The organism is Pseudonocardia sediminis, from assembly GCF_004217185.1.
GTDB lineage: Bacteria > Actinomycetota > Actinomycetes > Mycobacteriales > Pseudonocardiaceae > Pseudonocardia > Pseudonocardia sediminis.
Map to the genome: position 1 here is coordinate 3728429 of NZ_SHKL01000001.1, position 18745 is coordinate 3747173.

At 75.4% G+C, this 18745-nt stretch carries 15 protein-coding genes; 6 read left to right on the top strand and 9 right to left on the bottom strand.

Annotated elements, in window-relative coordinates:
* Positions 1 to 2 precede the first annotated feature (2 nt).
* Positions 3 to 3620 carry an AAA family ATPase gene (locus EV383_RS17180; protein WP_130290849.1) on the bottom strand — a complete coding sequence of 1206 codons (3618 nt, stop codon included), beginning with the start codon at positions 3618 to 3620 and terminating at the stop codon, positions 3 to 5.
* On the bottom strand, positions 3614 to 4861 hold the full coding sequence (locus tag EV383_RS17185; RefSeq protein WP_130290850.1) for a metallophosphoesterase family protein: 1248 nt from the start codon (positions 4859 to 4861) through the stop codon (positions 3614 to 3616). The genes EV383_RS17180 and EV383_RS17185 overlap by 7 nt, the downstream gene beginning before the upstream one ends.
* 249 nt (positions 4862 to 5110) lie before the next feature.
* Here EV383_RS17185 and EV383_RS17190 point away from each other — a divergent pair, with 249 nt between their 5' ends.
* Both EV383_RS17190 and EV383_RS17195 read left to right on the top strand, forming a co-directional pair.
* The gene (locus tag EV383_RS17190) at positions 5111 to 5302 is read left to right on the top strand and encodes a hypothetical protein (RefSeq protein WP_130290851.1); all 192 of its coding nucleotides are present in this window, start codon (positions 5111 to 5113) and stop codon (positions 5300 to 5302) included.
* The gene (locus EV383_RS17195; RefSeq protein WP_130290852.1) at positions 5299 to 5532 is read left to right on the top strand and encodes a hypothetical protein; all 234 of its coding nucleotides are present in this window, start codon (positions 5299 to 5301) and stop codon (positions 5530 to 5532) included. Before EV383_RS17190 ends, EV383_RS17195 begins: the two co-directional genes overlap by 4 nt.
* 6 nt (positions 5533 to 5538) lie before the next feature.
* Here the strand turns inward: EV383_RS17195 and EV383_RS17200 are convergent, their stop codons facing one another.
* The 5 genes from EV383_RS17200 to edd form a co-directional block, all read right to left on the bottom strand.
* Entirely contained in the window at positions 5539 to 5964 is a 426-nt protein-coding gene (locus EV383_RS17200; RefSeq protein ID WP_130290853.1) for a Fic/DOC family protein, read from the bottom strand.
* Positions 5961 to 6284 (bottom strand): antitoxin VbhA family protein, encoded by a 324-nt coding sequence (locus EV383_RS17205; protein WP_130290854.1) that lies wholly within the window; start codon positions 6282 to 6284, stop codon positions 5961 to 5963. Before EV383_RS17205 ends, EV383_RS17200 begins: the two co-directional genes overlap by 4 nt.
* Before the next feature lie 32 nt (positions 6285 to 6316).
* A complete protein-coding gene (gene nhaA / locus EV383_RS17210) occupies positions 6317 to 7606 on the bottom strand; it encodes a Na+/H+ antiporter NhaA (protein WP_130290855.1) in 1290 nt (429 codons plus the stop codon).
* Between the two features lie 225 nt (positions 7607 to 7831).
* Entirely contained in the window at positions 7832 to 8476 is a 645-nt protein-coding gene (locus tag EV383_RS17215; protein WP_130290856.1) for a bifunctional 4-hydroxy-2-oxoglutarate aldolase/2-dehydro-3-deoxy-phosphogluconate aldolase, read from the bottom strand.
* A 38-nt stretch (positions 8477 to 8514) separates the two neighbouring features.
* Positions 8515 to 10338, bottom strand: coding sequence for a phosphogluconate dehydratase (edd, locus tag EV383_RS17220; RefSeq protein ID WP_130294609.1), 1824 nt, complete (start codon positions 10336 to 10338; stop codon positions 8515 to 8517).
* A gap of 179 nt (positions 10339 to 10517) precedes the next feature.
* On the opposite strand from edd, the gene EV383_RS17225 reads away from it, so the two are divergent.
* Positions 10518 to 11705: an ROK family transcriptional regulator gene (locus EV383_RS17225; protein ID WP_130290857.1), complete on the top strand. Its 1188-nt coding sequence runs from the start codon at positions 10518 to 10520 to the stop codon at positions 11703 to 11705.
* A 4-nt stretch (positions 11706 to 11709) separates the two neighbouring features.
* Here the strand turns inward: EV383_RS17225 and EV383_RS17230 are convergent, their stop codons facing one another.
* Positions 11710 to 12402 carry a GNAT family N-acetyltransferase gene (locus tag EV383_RS17230; RefSeq protein ID WP_130290858.1) on the bottom strand — a complete coding sequence of 231 codons (693 nt, stop codon included), beginning with the start codon at positions 12400 to 12402 and terminating at the stop codon, positions 11710 to 11712.
* A gap of 95 nt (positions 12403 to 12497) precedes the next feature.
* Here EV383_RS17230 and EV383_RS17235 point away from each other — a divergent pair, with 95 nt between their 5' ends.
* Positions 12498 to 13664 (top strand): ROK family transcriptional regulator, encoded by a 1167-nt coding sequence (locus EV383_RS17235; protein WP_207223559.1) that lies wholly within the window; start codon positions 12498 to 12500, stop codon positions 13662 to 13664.
* Between the two features lie 32 nt (positions 13665 to 13696).
* Positions 13697 to 14842 (top strand): galactokinase, encoded by a 1146-nt coding sequence (gene galK, locus EV383_RS17240; RefSeq protein WP_130290859.1) that lies wholly within the window; start codon positions 13697 to 13699, stop codon positions 14840 to 14842.
* Positions 14843 to 14858: 16 nt separating this feature from the next.
* Here the strand turns inward: galK and EV383_RS17245 are convergent, their stop codons facing one another.
* Positions 14859 to 17054, bottom strand: a complete 2196-nt coding sequence (locus tag EV383_RS17245) for an alpha-galactosidase (protein ID WP_207223560.1) — start codon at positions 17052 to 17054, stop codon at positions 14859 to 14861.
* 176 nt (positions 17055 to 17230) lie between these two features.
* Between EV383_RS17245 and zwf the strand changes: the two genes are divergently transcribed.
* The gene (zwf, locus tag EV383_RS17250) at positions 17231 to 18739 is read left to right on the top strand and encodes a glucose-6-phosphate dehydrogenase (RefSeq protein WP_242623158.1); all 1509 of its coding nucleotides are present in this window, start codon (positions 17231 to 17233) and stop codon (positions 18737 to 18739) included.
* Positions 18740 to 18745: the final 6 nt, after the last annotated feature.

Consider the following 18745-nt stretch of genomic DNA (forward strand, 5'->3'; position numbering starts at 1 on the left):
GGTCAGCCGGCCACCGGGGTGGCGCGTGCGGCGTCCGGGTCGACGACCGTGTCGACCTGCGCCGGCGGGGACAGCGTGGCGACGGTGAAGTCCTGACCGGCCCGGTCGGCGAGCGCGACGAGATGGTCGTGGTGGGTGAACAGCAGCACCTGGTAGTCGCGTGCCAGCTCGGCGAGGACACCGGTCGCGGCGACGGCGCGCTCGTCGTCGAAGGTCATCAGGACGTCGTCGAGCACCACCGGGACCGGCGGCAGCCCGGACGCGGCGCGGTCGGCCTGCAGCTGCCCGATCCCGGCCAGGCGCAGCGCGAGGTGCACCTGGTCCGCGGTGCCCTCCGACAGGCGCGACGGCGCCAGCTCCTCGCCGTCGGCGCGGACCGCGACCAGGCTCCGGCCCCCGGCGGCGACGTCCGCGGGTGGGCGCAGCGCGACGAACCGCCCGCTGGTGAGCCGTTCCAGCAGCCGTCCGGCGTCGACGAGCAGCGGCGAGGCGTGGGTGCGCTCGTAGCTGTCCAGCTCGCGGCGCAGGATCTCCCGCTGCAGGTGCACCACCAGGTAGCGCTCGGCGGCGTCCGCGGCGCGGGCCAGGTGCTCCTGGGCCTCGGCGTGCAGCAGCGCGGCCTCGTCGGCGCCCTCCAGCTCGCGGCGACGGGCGCGCAGCCCGCCGAGCTGCTCGCGGACGTCGGCGTGGGCGACCTCCAGCTCGCGCTCGGTCTCCTCGCTGCGGGCCCGCGTCTCGTCCAGCGCGCCGGTCTCGGTCTCCGGGGCGGAGGCGACCAGCTCGTCGGCGTCGAGGTCGGGGGCGGCCGCGGCGAGCAGGCGTGCGGCCTCGGCGATGTGGTGGTCCAGCTCGACGGCACGGGCGCCGCGCTCGGCGGCCGCCTCCATCCCGCCGTCGTCGAGGGTCTCGGTCAGGGCCAGCTCGACGGCGAGGCGGTCGAGCACCGAGCGCGACGACGCGGCGGCGCGGGCGGCACGGACGGCGGCGTCCTCGGCGGCGGCGATCGCGTCGTCGAGGTGTGCGGCGGATACGGCCGCGGCGGTGACCTCGCGGACACGGTCGGCGAGCTCGGACAGCCGCGCCTGCGGGTCGGCCTCGGCGGCCGCGGCGCCGTGCAGGTGGGTCCGCACCAGCGTCGCGACGGCCCTGCGGTGCGCGTCGACGGCCTTCTGCAGGGTTGCGGCCTCGGCCTCGCAGCGACGGGCGTGCGCGCCGGCGTCTTGCGCGTCGGCGACGGTGTCGCGCCGTGTCGCCCACCCGTCGGGCTCCAGGTCGGCCGGCAGCCCGGCGGAGCCCAGGGCGAAACGCCAGCGCAGCGCGGCCCGGTCCCGCTCGTGCCGGGCCGCGTCGGCGGCGCCACCGGCGCGCTCGGCGTCGGCACGCAGGCGGGCCAGCAGCACGCGGCGGTCGCGGGCGCGGTCGGCCTCGGCGGCCAGGTCGGCGGCGGCGACCAGCAGTGTGTCCAGGTCCGCGCCGGCCCGCGTGCGGCCCGCCCCGGCGAGCGCGACGGCGAGGGCCTCCTGCTGGGTGCGGGCCTGGCCGGAGAGCCGTTCCAGCCGCTCGTCGGCCTCGTCGATCTCACCCTGCGCGCGGACCGCGTCGGCGAGGGCGGCGCAGACCGCGTCGGCCTCGTCCGGCTCCGGCGTCGCGACGCCGTGCCCGGTCCAGAGCGCCGCCCACCCGGCCTCGGCCTCGCGCTGTGCCCGCCCCGCGGTCTCGGCGGCCTCCTCGGCGACGGTCAGCGCGTCGCGGGCGGTGGAGAGCTCGGCCTCGCGGTGGGCCAGGTCGGCGACCCGGTCCGCGGAGTCGATCATGTCGTCGGCGACCCGGTCCGCCGCCCCGATCGCGCGCTCCACCCGCGCGGCGGCCCCGGCCAGGTCCGCGGCGTCGATCTCGCCGCGCAGCACCTCGACCAGCGCCGCGACCTGGCGGTCCCGTTCCTCGCGGGCCCCGGACAGCGTGCCGGCGTCGACCGGGCGGCCCTGCGCGGCGACGGCGTCGCGCGCCTCGGTCGCCGTCCGGACCCGGTCGCGGGCGGTCCCGGCGTCCCGCGCGGCGGCCGCCGTGTCCTGCTCGGCCGTGCGCAGGGCGGAGCGCAGCCTGCGTACGTCACGGGCGGGCGGGACGGAGATCGGCGCGTCGGCCTCGAACAGCCCCGGGGGCTCGGCCGCGGCGCCGCTCGCCTTCTCGGCGTGGCGCCCGGTCCCGGCCGGTGCGCCGCCGCCCGTGTGCCCGGCCGCGGCGAGCGCCTCGGCGCGACGGGTCCGGGCGCGGGCCCGTTCGGTGATCGCGACCCGGCTCAGCGCCGCCGCGGAGCCCTCGGCCTCGATCGCCTGCCGGACCTCGGCGACCCGCCCGACCCGGTCGAGGTCCAGCCCCGCGGCGCCGTCGGCGGCGGAGCGGACCTCGGCCAGCGCCGCCCGGTGCGTCTCCTCGGCGCGGTCGGTCTCCGCGTCGGCGCCGCGCAGGGCGTCGGCCAGGGCGTCCAGGTCGCGCGCACGGTCGGCAGGCAGGTGCACCGCGGCCAGGCGCTGCGCCGCGCTGCGGCCGTCCTCGGCGACGAGACCGGCCAGCGCCTCCTCGGCGCGGCGGTAGTCGTCGGCCGCCTCAGCGCGCAGGGCGGCCGCCCGCTCGGCGTCGGCCGCACGGGCCTGGGCGGCGGAGTCCAGCTCCCGCACCCGCGGCGCGTCGGCGACCAGACGGTCGTCGACGTCCAGGGCGGAGCGCCGTTCCCGCAGGTCCTCGGCCGAGGCGCGGTGCTCGGCGAGCTCGTCGGAGGCCGTGTCCAGCTCGGCCGAGGCGAGCTCGAACTCCTCGAGCCGCCCGGCGTCGAGCACCACCCCGGACGCCTCCAGCGCCGCACGCTCGGCGCGCAGCGCCGCCAGCACCCGGGCGGGCTCGTGCCCGCGGACGGCCTGCCGGGCCCGGTCGCTGCCGGTCGCGGCGAGCGAGCGGGACCGGGCCAGCTCGGCGGCCCGCCGCTCCAGACGCCCGATCTCCTCGACCAGCGCGGTGACCTCTCCGGCCTTGGCCATCTGCTCCGCGGCGGCGCTCTCGGTCTGCTCGTAGCGGCCCATCGCGGCCCGCACCTCGACCGTCTTGTTGCCCTTGTGCTCCTTGAACAGCTTGTCGGCCTCGCCGTCCAGCGCCCCGACGACGGCCCGCACGTCCCGTCCGCTGCGGGCGGTGAACACCAGCTCGGCCAGGTCGCCGCCACCGGCGCACAGCCGTCGTCCGCCCTCGCGCAGGTCCTCGTGCCCCAGGCCGAAGCCCTGCCGCCACCGCTTGCGGGCGTCCGCGCCACCGGGGCCCCACGGCGCGTCGTAGGGGGCGTCCGGCTCGTCCTCGCGGGAGGAGAACAGACCGCGGGTGGTGCGCCGGACCGTCACCTCACGGCCCCCGCACTCGGTCCGCGCGGCGATACCGAGCCGGGCCGGGCTGAACGCCCACGCGTTGCGGACCGGGCGCGGCATCCCCCACAGCAGGTCCGACAGCGCGTCGAGCAGCGTGGTCTTGCCCGCCTCGTTCGGCCCGGTGACGATCGTCAGGCCGGGCCCCAGCGTCAGCTCGCGGTTCTCGTACCCGCCGTAGCGCTGCAGCGTCAGCGACCGGATCAGCACGCGGCGTCCTCACCGCCGGCGCCCGCGAGCTGGGCCAGCAGCTGCTGCTCGGCCTGCCGGGCCAGGGACTCCAGACGGTCGGTGTCGCGCAGGTCCAGCAGGCCCGCCTCACGCAGCCGCCGTCCGATCTCGCGCTCCAGCGGGGCGGCCAGCTCGCGGACCCGGTCCGGGTCGCCGACCAGCCCGGACGCCGCCGCGGCCACCGCTCCGGTCAGCTCCGGGTCGACGCGCAGGGCGTCCGCGGGCGGACGGGTCCGGTTGCGGATCTTCTCCACCACCGCACCGGCCTTGGCGGCCAGCAGCTCGATCTCCGAGCGCAGCCACTCCGCCTCGACCAGCCCCGGCGCGGCCGCGGTGGCCCCGGTCAGCGTCACCTGTACGACGACGGCGCGGGGCGCGGCCTGCACGCACCGCTCCCGCACGGCGACCTCGACGGCGTCGAGCACCTCGTCGGCGTCGCGGCAGTCGTCGGTGGCGACCTCGACCAGCTCCCAGCGCGCGACGTCGAGCGTCAGCGGCGAGAGCCGGGCGGCCTCCCCCGGCTCCACGTCGACGACCAGCGCCCCCTTCGCCCCGGTCTCCTTGGGGTGGCGGCCCTGCAGGTTCCCGGAGAACGCGGCCACGTGCGGCCCGTCGCAGACGATCTTCTGCTCGTGGATGTGGCCGAGCGCGAAGTACTCGTACCCGCAGCCGGAGAGGTCCTCGGGGCGGCAGGGTGCGTAGGTGTCGTGGCGCAGGTCGCCCTGCACCGAGGTGTGCAGCATCCCGGCGTTGACCAGCCCACGGATCCGGTCCGGGTAGGCCGGGACCAGGTTCTCCAGCACGGCGCGGCGGGCGAAGCCCTGCCCGTGCACGGCCAGGCCGAGGTCGTCGAGCACGACCGTCTCCGGCTCGTCGACCGACAGGCGGTGGGTGTTCGGCGGCAGCCGCAGCGAACGGGTGATCTCGGACTCGGCGTCGTGGTTGCCGTTGATCAGGAAGACCGGGACGCCCTCGTCGTGCAGCCGGGAGAGCTGGCGGACGAAGAACGCGCCGGTCGCGTAGTCGCGCCAGTTGCCGTCGTAGACGTCGCCGGCCAGCAGCAGCGCGTCGGCCTCCTGCGCGATGACCTCGTCGACCAGGTTCTCGCACGCCCGGCGGGTCGCGGCGCGCAGCGTGTCGGCCAGGTCGGAGTCGCCGAGACGGGCCAGGCCCAGCAGCGGGCTGTCCAGGTGCAGGTCGGCGGCGTGCACGAGTCGCATCAGGCCGCCTCCAGACGTGGCACCGGTAATGACACCGCTGTAACTCGCTGTCGAGGGTATACCGCGGGTCCGACGGAACTCGTGTCGTGCGCAAGACCACGCCGGCCGGAGGCGACGTCAAGGGGATCAGTGTGTCAGCCTGAGACAGGGACATCGTCGGTCCCGTCCGCTGTCACTGTTGATCGCGCGGCACCACACGCGCTCCGAACCACTCCGCGCTGCTGCGCGCCGAGATCCGGAGGGTGAACGATGACCCTGCTCTGCGAGCGTTGCTACGGGCCGATCGACCCGGACCGCGAGGACTTCTTCCGCCTCGCCCACATCTCGCACGCCGACCGCTACGGCGACGTCGTCTGGAACGACGCGACGGTCCACACCGCCCCGAGCTGCCCCGCCCTGGTCCACTCCGGCGGCGCCGGGCAACGACGGAGGGCCGCATGACGACCCTGGTCTGCGAGCGTTGCTGGTCGGAGATCGACCGCTCCTCCGAACCGATGCGGCTGATCCCGCACCGCGTCACCGACGGCGAGAGCGGCGAGGTCCGGCGGCTGCAGTCCGCGGTGCACGCGCGGGCCTGCACCGCACCCGACCCCGGCGCCTGGAACCCGATCCGCCGCGGTGTGGCGCCGGCCGCGATGCGCTGGGCCAACGAGCAGGCCGACCACCGCTGACCCCGGTCACCGGCTGTCCGGCTCGCCGTGTGGGAGCTCGTCGAGCGGATGCACCAGCGGGGCGAGCATCGCCCTCAGTGGCTGCAGGTCACCGTCGTGGGCGGCCCGGCTCGCCGCGATGTTCTGCTCGCGGTCCATCGCCGTCCACCGGAGCAGGTAGCCGGCGTCGGTGGCGAGCTGGGCGAGGAACGCGCGCTGGGTGCGGCCGTTTCCCTCGCGGAACGGGTGCAGGAGGTTCAGCCGGGCCAGCAGCGTCGTCAGGACGTCCTGCAGGTGGTCGAGGTCGTAGGCGCCGGGCAGCGGCTCGGCACGCAGCTCGATCAGGCGCAGGGCGCTGAGCTCGACCTCGTCCTGGGCGAGTTCGGCGGAATCGGTGATGCCGAGCCGGTTCTGCAGGGCCCCGGCGTCGAGGTCGAGGTAGGGGTCGGTCACCGACCGTGGCGGGCCCGGACGGCGGCGCGTGCCTCGGCGGTGGTCATCCGGCCCTCGGCGATCTCGTACAGACGGACCAGACCGGCCGGGCCGGGCTCGATGCCCTCGGGGCGGACGGAGGCCAGTGCCTCGGCGACGTCGGCGCGCCGGTTCGCGGCGTCGACCAGGCCCCGGTAGTACTCGACCGACATCACCACGGCCGAGGCCTTGCGGTGGGAGCCGACGAAGACGGGCTCGGCGTCGGGTTCCTGGACCTGTCTGAGTGTGGAGGCCAGGGCGCCGCGGAACTCGCGCAGGGACAGCACCTCGGGTAACCGCACGGCGAAAGTGCACACAACCGTGGACACGGCTCCTACCGGCCGGGATCCTCGTACACGTCCGGGACGCCGTCGCCGTCCGCGTCGAGCGTCTCCGCGGCGGTGACCCGCCGGTGGTGGGCGTTGCGGACCCTCAGGACCACCGTCGCCAGTGCCGCCGAGAGCAGCGACCCGAGCAGCACCCCGATCTTGACGTGGTCGTCCTGCGGTGTCCCGGTCCCGAACGCCAGCTCGCCGATCAGCAGCGACACCGTGAAGCCGATCCCGGCCAGCAACGACAGCCCGACGACGTCCCACCAGCCCAGCTCGTCGGCGAGGCGGGCGCGGGTGAACCGCTGCACCGCCCACGTAGCGCCGAGCACGCCCACCGCCTTGCCGGCCACCAGACCGCCGATGATCCCGAGCGTGATCGTGTCGCCCAGCGCGGCGCCGAGACCGCCGCCGTCGACGATCGAGACGCCGGCGGCGAAGAACGCGAACACGGGGACGGCGAACCCGCTCGAGAGCGGGCGCCACCGGTGCTCGAAGTGCTCGGCCAGACCCGGCCCGGGCCCCTGCCGTCGCCGGATCACCGGGACGGCGAACCCGAGCAGCACCCCGGCGACCGTGGCGTGCACCCCGGACTCGTGCACCAGGCCCCACGTCGCGAGCGCGAGCGGCAGCAGGAGCCACCACGAGCGCACCCGGTGCTGCACGAGGACCGTGAACAGGGCCAGGGGCAGGACCGCGAGCAGCAGCGGGACGACGGCCAGGTCGTCGGTGTAGAAGATCGCGATGATCGTGATGGCCAGCAGGTCGTCGACGACGGCGAGCGTCAGCAGGAACGTGCGCAGCGCCGCCGGCAGGCTGGACCCGATCACGGCCAGCACGGCGAGGGCGAACGCGATGTCGGTCGCGGTCGGGATCGCCCAACCCGCGCCGGCGCCCGGGGCGGAGAGGTTGACGGCGGTGTAGATCAGTGCCGGGACCGCCATCCCGCCGACGGCGGCGGCCACCGGGAGCACCGCCCGGCGGGGGTCCCGCAGGTCACCGGCGACGAACTCGCGCTTGAGCTCCAGCCCGGCGACGAAGAAGAAGATCGCCAGCAGACCGTCCGCGGCCCAGGTGGACAGTGACAGGTCCAGCCCCAGGGCGGCCGGGCCGACGGTCAGCGAGCCGAGGGCGGTGTAGGCCTCGCGCCACGGCGAGTTCGCCCAGATCAGGGCGAGCACGGCGGCCACGACCAGCAGGGCCCCGCCGACGGTCTCGGCGCGCAGGACGTCGCCGATCCGGGAGGCCTCGGGCCAGGATCCTCGGGCGAACAGGCGGGACGGTGCGGGGCTCACGGGGCTCCTCGGGTGGGTCCGGACACGACGGGACGACCGCCGACCAGACTTCCCGGCACACCGCAGCCCACCCTAGTCGAGCCCGGCCGGTGCCACCCGTCGTGGACGCGGGCCGGGCCGCGATCGCCGACGCCGCACCGGAAACCGTGCCGTCGCACGCGGAATGTCGCGTGCGAGGACACGGTGTCGCGTGCGAGAGGTGCGCCCGGGCGGAGCGGCCGCTGGTCAGCGCAGCGCGGCCGCCTGCGACGCCAGGTCGGTGACGCGGTCCCAGTCCCCCGCCGCGACGGCGTCGGACGGGGTCAGCCACGACCCGCCGACGCAGCCGACGTTGCCCAGCGCGAGGTAGTCCGGCGCCGAGTCGACGGTGATCCCGCCGGTCGGGCAGAACCGCAGGTCGGGCAGGGGCCCGGAGACGGCCTTGAGGAACGGTCGCCCGCCGGCGGCCTCGGCCGGGAAGAACTTCATCTCCGTGACGCCGCGCTCGGCGACGGCGAGCATCTCCGAGATCGTGCTGACGCCGGGCAGGTAGGGCAGCCCGGACTCGTCCATCGCGTCCAGCAGCGACGGCGTCGCGCCGGGGCTGACCAGGAACCCTGCGCCGGCGGAGAGCGCCTCGCGGACCTGCAGGGCGGTGCGGATGGTGCCCACGCCGACGACGGCGTCCGGCACCTCCTGGGCGATCCGGCGGGTGGCCTCCAGCGCGGCCGCGGTCCGCAGCGTCACCTCGATCACCGGCAGCCCGCCGGCGACCAGCGCCCGGGCCAGCGGCACGGCGGTCGCGGGGTCGGAGATCACCACCACGGGGACGACCGGGGCGAGGTCGAGCAGCGAGCCCGTGATCGGGCGGGACGGGGTGGTCGTGGTCATCGGGGTCGTGTCCTTCGAAGTCGGGAGAACGGGGGCGGTCACGCGTCGCGCAGGGCGACGCTCGCGCCCCGCTCGGCCGGTCCGACGGCGTCGCGGAACGCGGCGAACAGCTCGCGGCCGGTCCCGAACGTCTCCGTCACCGGCGGGATCGCCACGTCGCGGGAGTCGAACTCGTCGGCGTCGACCAGCAGCGAGAGCGTGCCGGTCTCGGCGTCCAGACGGATCATGTCGCCGTCGCGGACCTTCCCCAGCGGCCCGCCCTGCGCGGCCTCCGGGGTGACGTGCAGCGCCGCCGGGACCTTGCCCGACGCGCCGGACATCCGGCCGTCGGTGACGACCGCGACCCGGTGGCCGCGGTCCTGCAGCACGCCGAGCGCCGGGGTGAGCTTGTGCAGCTCCGGCATCCCGTTGGCGCGGGGGCCCTGGTAGCGGACGACGGCGACCATGTCGGCGTCGAGCTCGCCACGGCCGAACGCGTCGAGCAGCTCGGCCTGGTCGTCGAACACCCGCGCGGGCGCCACGACGACCCGGTGGTCGGCCTCGACGGCGGAGGTCTTGACCACGGCCCGTCCGAGGTTGCCGTCCAGCAGGCGCAGGCCGCCGTCCGGGGCGAACGGGTCCGCGACGCCGCGCAGGACGGTCTTGTCCAGGCTCTCGGTCGGGCCGTCGCGCCAGACCAGGCCGCCGTCACCGTCGAGGAAGGGCTCCTCGGTGTAGTGGTGCAGGCCGTGCCCCGCGACGGTGTCGACGTCGTCGTGCAGCATCCCGGCGCCGAGCAGCTCGCGGATCAGCAGCGACATGCCGCCGGCGGCCTGGAAGTGGTTGATGTCGGCGGTGCCGTTCGGGTAGATCCGGGTCAGCTGCGGCACGACCGCGGACAGGTCGGAGAAGTCGTCCCAGGTCAGCTCGACGCCCGCGGCGGCGGCCATCGCGACCAGGTGCATGGTGTGGTTCGTCGAGCCGCCGGTGGCCAGCAGCGCCACCACCCCGTTGACGACGGCGTTCTCGTCGACGACCTCGCCCATCGGCGTGGTCGCCGGGTCCAGCGCCCGGCGCGCGGCCTCGTCGGTCAGCGCGTCGCGCAGCGGGGTGCCCGGGTTGACGAAGCTCGCGCCCGGCAGGTGCAGGCCCATGACCTCCATCAGCAGCTGGTTGGAGTTCGCGGTGCCGAAGAACGTGCAGGTCCCGGGGCCGTGGTAGCTCTTCGACTCGGCTTCCAGGAGCTCGTCGCGGCCGACCTTCCCCTCGGCGAACAGCTGGCGGACGCGGGCCTTCTCCTTGTTCGGCAGCCCGGAGGTCATCGGACCGGCCGGGGCCAGGACGACGGGGAGGTGCCCGAACGACAGCGCCCCCATCACCAGCCCGGGGACGATCTTGTCGCAGACCCCCAGCAGCACCGCACCGTCGAACATGTCGTGCGACAGGGCGACCGCGGTGGACATGGCGATCACGTCGCGGCTGAACAGCGAGAGCTCCATGCCCTCGCGGCCCTGGGTGATGCCGTCGCACATGGCGGGGACGCCGCCGGCGACCTGGGCGACCCCGCCCGCGGCACGGGCGGCCCGCTTGATCCGGGCCGGGTAGGTCTCGAACGGCTGGTGGGCCGAGAGCATGTCGTTGTAGGCGGTCACGATCGCGACGTTGCGGGCGGGCGACGCGGTGAGCGTCAGCTTGTCCGGCCCGCAGGCGGCGACCCCGTGCGCGAGGTTGGCGCATCCCAGGTCGTCACGGCTGGGTCCACTCGCGCCGGTGGCGGCGTCCGGGGTGGAGCCGGCGGCGCGGACGCGCCGGAGGTAGGCGGAGCGGCGGGCTGCGGAGCGGGTGCGGATCCGGTCGGTGACGGCGGCGACGATCGGGTGCATCTCGTTCGTGGAGCCGCCGGTGGCGGTCGGAAGAAAGGTCACGGTGCGTCGGTCTCCTGAGGAAGCGGTGGGTCGAACCGTGCAATGAGCACTCTAGAGCGCTACTTCAGTACTCACAAGACGTTACTGGTCCGACATCTGCGTTAGCCCAGGTCAAACTCACATGGTCTACTGGTCAAATGCGAGGACGCACCCCCACCACCGCGCCCGCGACCGCAGGCGAGATCTTCCGGCTGGTCCGTGACGGCGAGGCCGGCACCCGGACCGAGATCGGCCGTGCCACCGGCCTGTCGCGGACCGCTGTCGCGGCGCGTGTGGACCGGCTGCTCGCCGAGGGCCTGGTCACCGAGGTCGTCGGCGCCGCGGCCACCGGTGGGCGCCCGGCCGCACGTCTCGTCTTCCACGCCACCGGCGGCACCGTGCTCGCACTCCCGATCGGCGTCAGCCGCACCAAGGCCGCGATCTGCGACCTCACCGGCGAGGTGATCGCCGAGGACGTCCTCGACCAGCCCGCGTCGGTCGGGCCGGAGAAGCTGATCGCCGCCGCGATCCCGGTGCTGGAGAGGCTGCTGGCCACCGCGGGCGCCGCCGAGTCCGGGATCCGCGGGATCGGCGTGAGCATTCCGGGCACCGTCGACGGCGGGTCGGGCAGCAGCATCGGCGTCCCGGCCCTGCCCGGCTGGGAGGGCGTGTCGCTGCCGCCGCTGCTCTCCGGGCGCTTCCCCGTGCCGGTGCGCGTCGACAACGACGTGAACGTGATGGCGCTGGCCGAGCACGCCGCGCACCCCGGCGTGGACGACCTGCTGATGGTGAAGGTGTCCACCGGCGTCGGCGCGGGGGTGGTGTCGGGCGGGCGGCTGCAGCGCGGAGCGTGGGGCGCGGCCGGGGAGATCGGGCACACCCCCGTGCACGACGGTCCGGGCGTGGGCTGCGGCTGCGGCAACGTCGACTGCCTGGAGGTGCTGGCCAGCGGCGCCGCCCTGGTCCGGGACCTGTCCGCCGCCGGGCGCGACGTGCACGGCGTCGGCGACGTGATCACGCTGGTCAAGCAGGGCGACCCGGACGCCGTCCGGCTGGTCCGCACCGCCGGGCGGCGTCTCGGCGAGGTGCTCGCCGCGGCGGTGAACCTGATCAACCCGGCCGTCGTGACGATCGGTGGTGACCTGGTCGGCGCCTACGACCCGCTGGTGGCCGGTGTCCGGGAGGCGATCTACCGGCAGTCGATGGCCGCAGCCACCCAGGACCTGCGGATCGAGCCCGGCCTGATGTCCGGGCGCAGCGGCGTCACCGGCTGCGCGATCCTCGTCCTCGACGAGGTGCTCGCCCCCGCCTCGGTCGACGCCGCGCTGTCCGACCCGGATGTCTGAACGCTCATCCCGCCGGTGTGCCCACCGGTGTCCGGAGCAGGTCGAAGCGCATCGGGCGGGTGAGCACGAACCCCATCCGCCGGTAGACCCGCAGCGCCGGCTCGTTGACCGCGGACGCGTGCAGCATCGGCAGGTCCCCCCGCGCCACGATCCGCGCCGCGACGGCGCGCACCAGCCGTTCGGCCAGACCCTGCCCGCGGGCCGACGGGTCGGTGCAGACGGCGCTGATCTCCGTCCGGCCCGGGATCCGCAGCCGCTCGCCGGCCATCGCGACCAGCTCGCCGTCGCGCCGGACGCCCAGGTAGGTGCCCAGCTCGGCGGTGCGTGGGCCCCACGGCCCCGGCTTGGTCCGCTCCACCAGCGCGGCCATCGCGGTCCGGTCGCCGACGCCCAGCTCGACGATCCCGGGGTCGGTCGCCGTCGTGACGGCTGCGCCGTCCATCTGCACGCCGTCGAGCGCCCGGACGACCTCCCAGCCCTGCGGCGGGACGGCACCGGGCCCGGCCAGCACGACCGTCTCCCCCGGCCCGGCCAGCACGGCGAGATCGGCCCAGTCCTGATCGCCGGGCTCGGCGGGCAGACCGGCGAACGGGGACACGTCGGGGTCGAAGCGCACGGCCCGTCCGCGCCGGTCGCCGAAGGCGCGCAACGGTCCGTGGAGTGCGGCCGAGACCGGGTTCGCCATCGGGTCGTCCATGGGGCCGATCATGCCTACCGGTCCCGGGGCCGGTCACCCGGGTTCCCGTGGCCGGGTGGACCGGGGTCGCGCCGTCGCTCGGGTAGCGTGATCCCGTGACTTCCGTGTCGGAAGAAACCGGTTGGGGCCGTCTGGACGGCAGCCTGCTCGCCGTCGCGGTCGAGGTACTGCGCCACGGCCCGCTCCCGCGCGCCGAGCTCTCCCGCCGTCTCGGCCTGTCCCCCGGCTCGCTGACCCGCCTGACCCGCCCGCTCGTCGACGACGGCCTGCTCGTCGAGGGCGGCCCGGAGCTGCAGCGCAGCACCGGACGGCCGTCGGTCCCCCTCGACGTCCGCCCGACCGGCGTGCGGTTCGCGGGCGTGAAGATCACCGCCGACGAGCTGTTCGCCGTCGTCACCGACCTGCGCGCCTCGGTGCTGGACCGCCGCACCGTCGCGCTGCCCGGCCGGTCCCCCGACGATGTCGTGCGCAGCGTCGCCGCCGTCGTCGACGACCTCGCCCGGACCCACGGCCCGGTGGCCGGGATCGGCGTCGGCATCGCCGGGCTGGTCACCGAGCACCGCGACGTCGTCGTCTCGCCGTTCCTGGGCTGGACCGGGGCCGTCCCGCTGGCGGCGCTGCTGGGCGAGGCGACCGGTGTGCCGGTCTCAGTCGACAACGACGTGCGGGCGCTCACCGCGGCCGAGCACTGGTTCGGCCAGGGCCGCGGGCTGCACTCGTTCGCGCTGGTCACGATCGGAGCCGGGGTCGGCTGCGGGCTCGTCGTGCACGACCGGCAGGTCTGCGGGGCGCGCGGGCGGGGCGGCCGGATCGGTCACCTGCCGCTGGTCGCCTCGGCCCCCGGCGGGCCCTGCGACCTCGGGCACCCCGGCTGCGCGCAGGCCCTCCTGGGCACCGGCGGGCTGACCGCCGCGGCCGCCGCGCGCCTCGGGCACCCGGTGACCCACGCCGAGCTGCTCGGCCTCGCCGGCGCCGGGGACCCGGGCGCCCGCACCGTGCTCGACGACGCCGCGCGCGGGCTCGCCCAGCTGGTCACCGCCGTCACGGCACTGTCCGATCCGGAGCTCGTGCTGATCTCCGGCGAGGGCGCCGAGCTGCTCGAGGTCTCCCGCGCCGCGTTCGACGAGGAGATCGCGCGGATCGGCCCGGGCCAGGACCCGGTCCCGGTGCGGATCGCGCCGTTCGGGTTCACCGACTGGGCCCGCGGGGCCGCCGTCGTCGCCGTCCAGGACCACGTCCGCGGGGACGCGCCCGTCGGATGAGCACCACCCCACCGTCCGCAGGAGGACCATCGATGACCCCCACCGCCGCCGCCGTCTCGACCGGTTTCCGGTCGCGCCACGGGCACGAGCCCGCGGGGGTGTGGTTCGCGCCGGGGCGGGTCAACCTGATCGGCGAGCACACCGACTACAACGACGGGTTCGTCCTCCCCTTCGCCCTGCCGCACCGGGCCGTGGTCGCCGCCGCACCGGCGTCCGGTTCCGGGTCGACGGTCACCAGCGCCCAGGAACCCGAGACCGTCACCTTCTCCGCGGCGGGCGTGGCGCCCGGTGACCTGCCGGGGTGGGCCGGCTACGTGGCCGGGATGTTCTGGGCGTTCCGCGAGGCCGGGTACCCGGTGCCGGAGCTGGACCTGGTGCTCGACAGCGACGTCCCGGTCGGGGCGGGGCTGTCGTCGTCGGCGGCCCTGGAGTGCGCGGTCGGGGTGGCGCTCGCCGATCTGGGAGGCGTGCGCGTCGACCGGACGCCGATGGCGGTGCTGGCGCGGCGCGCGGAGAACGACTTCGTCGGCGCGCCCACCGGCGGGATGGACCAGATGGCGTCGATGCACGGGCGCCCGGAGCGGCTCGTCTTCCTCGACACCCGCGACGACGCGATCGAGCTGACCCCGTTCCCGCTCTCCGGGCACGGCCTGACCCTGCTGGTGATCGACACCCGGGCCCCGCACGCGCACGCCGACGGGCAGTACGGCGAGCGCCGCTCCGACTGCGCCGCCGCGGCCGATGCCCTCGGGGTGCCCGCGCTGCGGGACGCGACCCTCGAGGCCGTCGAGGCCCTGACCGACGACCGGATCCGCCGCCGCGCGCGGCACATCGTCACCGAGAACGACCGGGTCCGCGACGTCGTGGCCCTGCTGGCCGGCGGCGCCGACCCGCGCCGGATCGGTCCCGCCCTGGACGCCTCGCACGCGTCGATACGCGACGACTTCGAGATCACCGTCCCGCACGTCGACGTCGCCGCCGAGGTCGCCCGCGACGCCGGCGCGCACGGGTCCCGGATGACCGGCGGCGGCTTCGGGGGCTGCGTCATCGCCCTGGTCGACGACGCCGACGTCCCGGCGGTCCGCGGCGCGGTGGAGAAGGCCTACGCCGACCGCGGCTGGACCGCCCCCGTCACGTTCACCGCGACCCCCTCCGAGGGTGCCGCCCGCCTGTCCTGACGACCGATGCGGCCCGTCAGACGGCGGTGGCCCGGAGCAGGACCAGGTGCTCCGGCTGCAGGGACGGGGCCCGGACGCCGGCGTGACCGAGGGCCGCGCCGGACAGGGTGACGCCCTCGGCCACCCACGGCGGGGGACGGTGCCGCAGCGCGGGAAGGCCACCGGCGTTGGCGGCGGTGACCCGGTAGCGGCGGTCCGGGTCCAGTCCGGGCAGGCGGATCCGGCCCGGCACCGAGGTCAGCGGGGCGTCGAGCTGGACCAGTGCGAACACCGCCTCCGACCCGTCGGCCGCGACGACGCCGTGCAGTGCCGACGCAGGGTCCGGCGAGTCCGCCCGCACGACGGTCCCGCTGTGCAGCAGGGGCCGCAGCTCCTTGTGGAGCGCCACCCACGCCGCCAGCTCGGCCCGCTCGTCGTCGGACACCACCGTCAGGTCCCACTCGATACCGAACGAGCAGAACAGCGCCGTCCCGGCCCGGAACGACAGGTCGTGGGTGCGGGCCGTGGTGTGCGCCCGCGCCGCGCCGACGTGCGAGCCGATCAGCTCCGGCGGCAGGAGCTGGGCGGTCCAGCGCTGGATCTGCTGGCGTTCCAGGGCGTCGATGCAGTCGCTGCCCCACACCCGGTCGGTGCGTTCGAGGATCGCCAGGTCCACCCGCAGCCCGCCGGACGAGCACGACTCGATCTCCACCTCGGGGTGGCGGGTGCGCAGCTCGTCGAGCAGGCGGTGGACCGCGGCGGTCTGGGCGTGCACCCCGGGTTCGCCGCCCGGGGAGTGCCCGGCGTCGACGAGGTCGCGGTTGTGGTCCCACTTCAGCGACGAGATCGCGTCGGCGGAGAGGATCGCGTCGAGCCGGTCGAGGATGTGGCGGTAGGCGTCGGGGTGGGCGAGGTCGAGGACCTGCTGGTTCCGCGACGGCACCGGCGTCCGCCCGCCCGTGGCCAGGATCCAGTCCGGGTGCGCGCGGGCCAGGTCGGAGTCGGGGTTGACCATCTCCGGCTCCACCCACAGCCCGAACTCCATGCCGAGCCCGCGCACCGTCTCGACGAACGGGGTCAGCCCGTCCGGCCAGACGGACTCGTCGACGTACCAGTCCCCCAGCCCGGCGGTGTCGTCGCGACGGTGCCGGAACCAGCCGTCGTCGAGCACGAAGCGCTCCGCGCCGACGTCGGCCGCGCGCCGGGCCAGCTCGGTCAGGCGGGTGACGTCGTGGTCGAAGTAGGTCGCCTCCCAGTTGTTGACCACCACCGGCCGCGGCGTCGACGGGTGCGACGGCCGGGCGCGCAGGTGGGTGTGGAACTGCGCGGCGACGGCGTCGAGCCCGATCCCGTGCGCGGCGTAGAGCCACGGTGACGCGTACGACTCCCCCGCCGCCAGCACGACCTCCCCCGGCAGGAGCAGCTCCCCGCCGCCGAGTACGGACGCGCCGGTGGACAGTCGCTCGGCGTAGGTGACGTGGTTGCCCGACCAGGCCGTGTGCACCGCCCACACCTCGCCGCCGCGGAACCCGAACCCGGCCGTCCCCGCGGCCAGGATCAGCGGGGCGTCGGGACCGGTCCGCCCACGCCGGTTCTCCCGCGAGTGCACGCCGACGGTCAGCTCGCGGCGCTGCGGCGCACGCTCGCGTCCCCAGCGACCGGCCAGGTCGAACACCTCGGTCGCCTCCGGCGGGAGCGGGACGGTGAGCCCGAGCCCGCCCAGCGCGTACGGAACCCGCGACGGATGGTCGCCGGCGGTGACCGTCGCGCGCTGGCGCAGCAGCCCCGACGGCAGCAGCTCCATCTCGACGACGACGTCCAGTCCGGCGTCGGAGTCGTGGCCGGACACCACGATCCGGTCCCCGCCGTCCGAACCGGACTTCACCGAGACGCCGGTCCGGCGGAACCACGGCGACCACCCCCGGCCCGCGCGGCTCCCGGACAGCCCGGGTCGGCCGTTCCAGCCGGTCGCGTGCTCGGGCAGCACCCCGGCGACGACCGGGACGCCGACCTCGTTGTTCGCCGTCGCCGGCACCGCGGCCCGGGCGAGCTCGCGCAGGTCCTCCGGCGTCGTCTCCCCCAGGTCCGCGCCCCAGTGCAGCAGGACCGGCAGGCCGTCCCCGGGCTTCTCGAATCCGGGCAGGACGACGACCGCGCTCACCCCGGCCGACCGGAGGTGCAGCGGTGCGCCGGCGGCCAGGGTCGCGGCGGCGTCGGACGGGCTGGTGGGCACGGCGCACTCCACGGTCGATCCCTATGTTCTACGTCGAAACATAGAGCGCCCGCCATCGTCGTGTCGACCGACCGACACCCTTATGGCGCTTGAAGGACGTAAGTCAGCCGGTACAGTACAGAAGACGCCGATACGCACCCCCGCGAACCGGCACCCGATCTTGGAGGAGACGGCCTGTGCCGAACCTTCCCGTCATGGAACCGGCCGACATCGTGGTGTTCGGTGGCACCGGCGACCTGGCGATGCGCAAGCTGCTGCCCGCCCTCTACCTCCGCGACCGGGACGGCCAGCTCGACGCCGACACCCGCATCGTCGCGGTCTCGCGCTCCGGTCTCGACGATGCCGATTACCGCGACAAGGTCGACTCCGAGCTCCGCCGCACCACCCCGGCCTGGACCGGCTCGACCTGCGAGTCCGACGAGGTGCACGAGACGTTCCTGCGCCGCCTGCACCACGTGACGCTCGACGTCGCCGACGACGACTGGTCGGCGCTCGCGGACCTGCTCGGCCCGCCGGAGGGCCGTATCCGGGTGCTCTACCTGGCCTCGGCGCCGAAGCTGTTCGGCCGGATCTGCGTCGGCAGCCACGCCCACGGCATCGTCGACGACGCCTCGCGCGTCGTGCTGGAGAAGCCGCTGGGCACCGACCTCGCGTCCGCCCAGGCGATCAACGACGAGGTCGGCTCGGTGTTCTCCGAGGAGCAGATCTACCGGATCGACCACTACCTCGGTAAGGAGACGGTGCAGAACCTGCTGGTCCTGCGCTTCGGCAACTCCCTGTTCGAGCCGCTGTGGAACGCCGGGCAGATCGACCACGTGCAGATCACCGTGGCCGAGTCGATCGGCGTCGGCGGCCGCGCGGACTACTACGACGGCTCCGGCGCCATGCGCGACATGGTGCAGAACCACCTGCTGCAGCTGCTCTGCCTGGTCGCGATGGAGCCCCCGGCCCGGATCGACGGCGAGGGCGTGCGCGACGAGAAGCTCAAGGTGCTGCAGTCGCTGCGCCCGCTCGTCGGGCCGGACGTCGTGCGCGACACCGTCCGCGGGCAGTACACCGAGGGCCTCGTCGACGGCACCGCCGTCCCCGGCTACGGCACCGAGCTGGCCGAGTCCCGCGCCGGCACGCCGAACGAGCTCACCCCGAGCGACACCGAGACGTTCGTCGCCCTGCGCGCCGAGGTCGCGAACTGGCGCTGGGCCGGCGTCCCGTTCTACCTGCGCACCGGCAAGCGTCTGGCCCGGCACGCGTCCGAGATCGTGGTGCAGTTCAAGCCCGTCCCGCACTCGATCTTCCCCTCGTTCGGTGAGGAGATCCCGCCGAACCGCCTCGTCCTGCGCCTGCAGCCGGACGAGGGCGTGCGCCTGCACATGACGGCCAAGCAGCCCGGCCCCGGCGGCATCCGCCCGCACCCGGCCGCGCTGGACCTCTCGTTCGCCCGCACGTTCGGCGACCGTCTCCCGGACGCCTACGAGCGCCTGCTGATGGACGTCCTGCGCGGCAATCCGACCCTGTTCATGCGCCGCGACGAGATCGAGGCCGCCTGGCGGTGGGCGGAGCCGGTGCTCAACACCTGGGCCGAGACCGACCAGAAGCCCCGCCCCTACTCCGCAGGCGGCCACGGCCCCGCGTCGGCGACCTACCTGATCGAGCGCGACGGCCGGGCCTGGCACGAGGACTACTGAGCCGGC

What these genes read in the sequence shown, in the direction of transcription:
- EV383_RS17195 (WP_130290852.1), top strand. Translation starts at nt 5,299, where the DNA reads ATGACGACCCTGGTCTGCGAGCGTTGCTGGTCGGAGATCGACCGCTCC.
- edd (WP_130294609.1), bottom strand. Translation starts at nt 10,338, where the DNA reads ATGCACCCGATCGTCGCCGCCGTCACCGACCGGATCCGCACCCGCTCC.
- EV383_RS17215 (WP_130290856.1), bottom strand. Translation starts at nt 8,476, where the DNA reads ATGACCACGACCACCCCGTCCCGCCCGATCACGGGCTCGCTGCTCGAC.
- EV383_RS17190 (WP_130290851.1), top strand. Translation starts at nt 5,111, where the DNA reads ATGACCCTGCTCTGCGAGCGTTGCTACGGGCCGATCGACCCGGACCGC.
- EV383_RS17230 (WP_130290858.1), bottom strand. Translation starts at nt 12,402, where the DNA reads ATGGACGACCCGATGGCGAACCCGGTCTCGGCCGCACTCCACGGACCG.
- galK (WP_130290859.1), top strand. Translation starts at nt 13,697, where the DNA reads ATGACCCCCACCGCCGCCGCCGTCTCGACCGGTTTCCGGTCGCGCCAC.
- EV383_RS17185 (WP_130290850.1), bottom strand. Translation starts at nt 4,861, where the DNA reads ATGCGACTCGTGCACGCCGCCGACCTGCACCTGGACAGCCCGCTGCTG.
- EV383_RS17225 (WP_130290857.1), top strand. Translation starts at nt 10,518, where the DNA reads ATGCGAGGACGCACCCCCACCACCGCGCCCGCGACCGCAGGCGAGATC.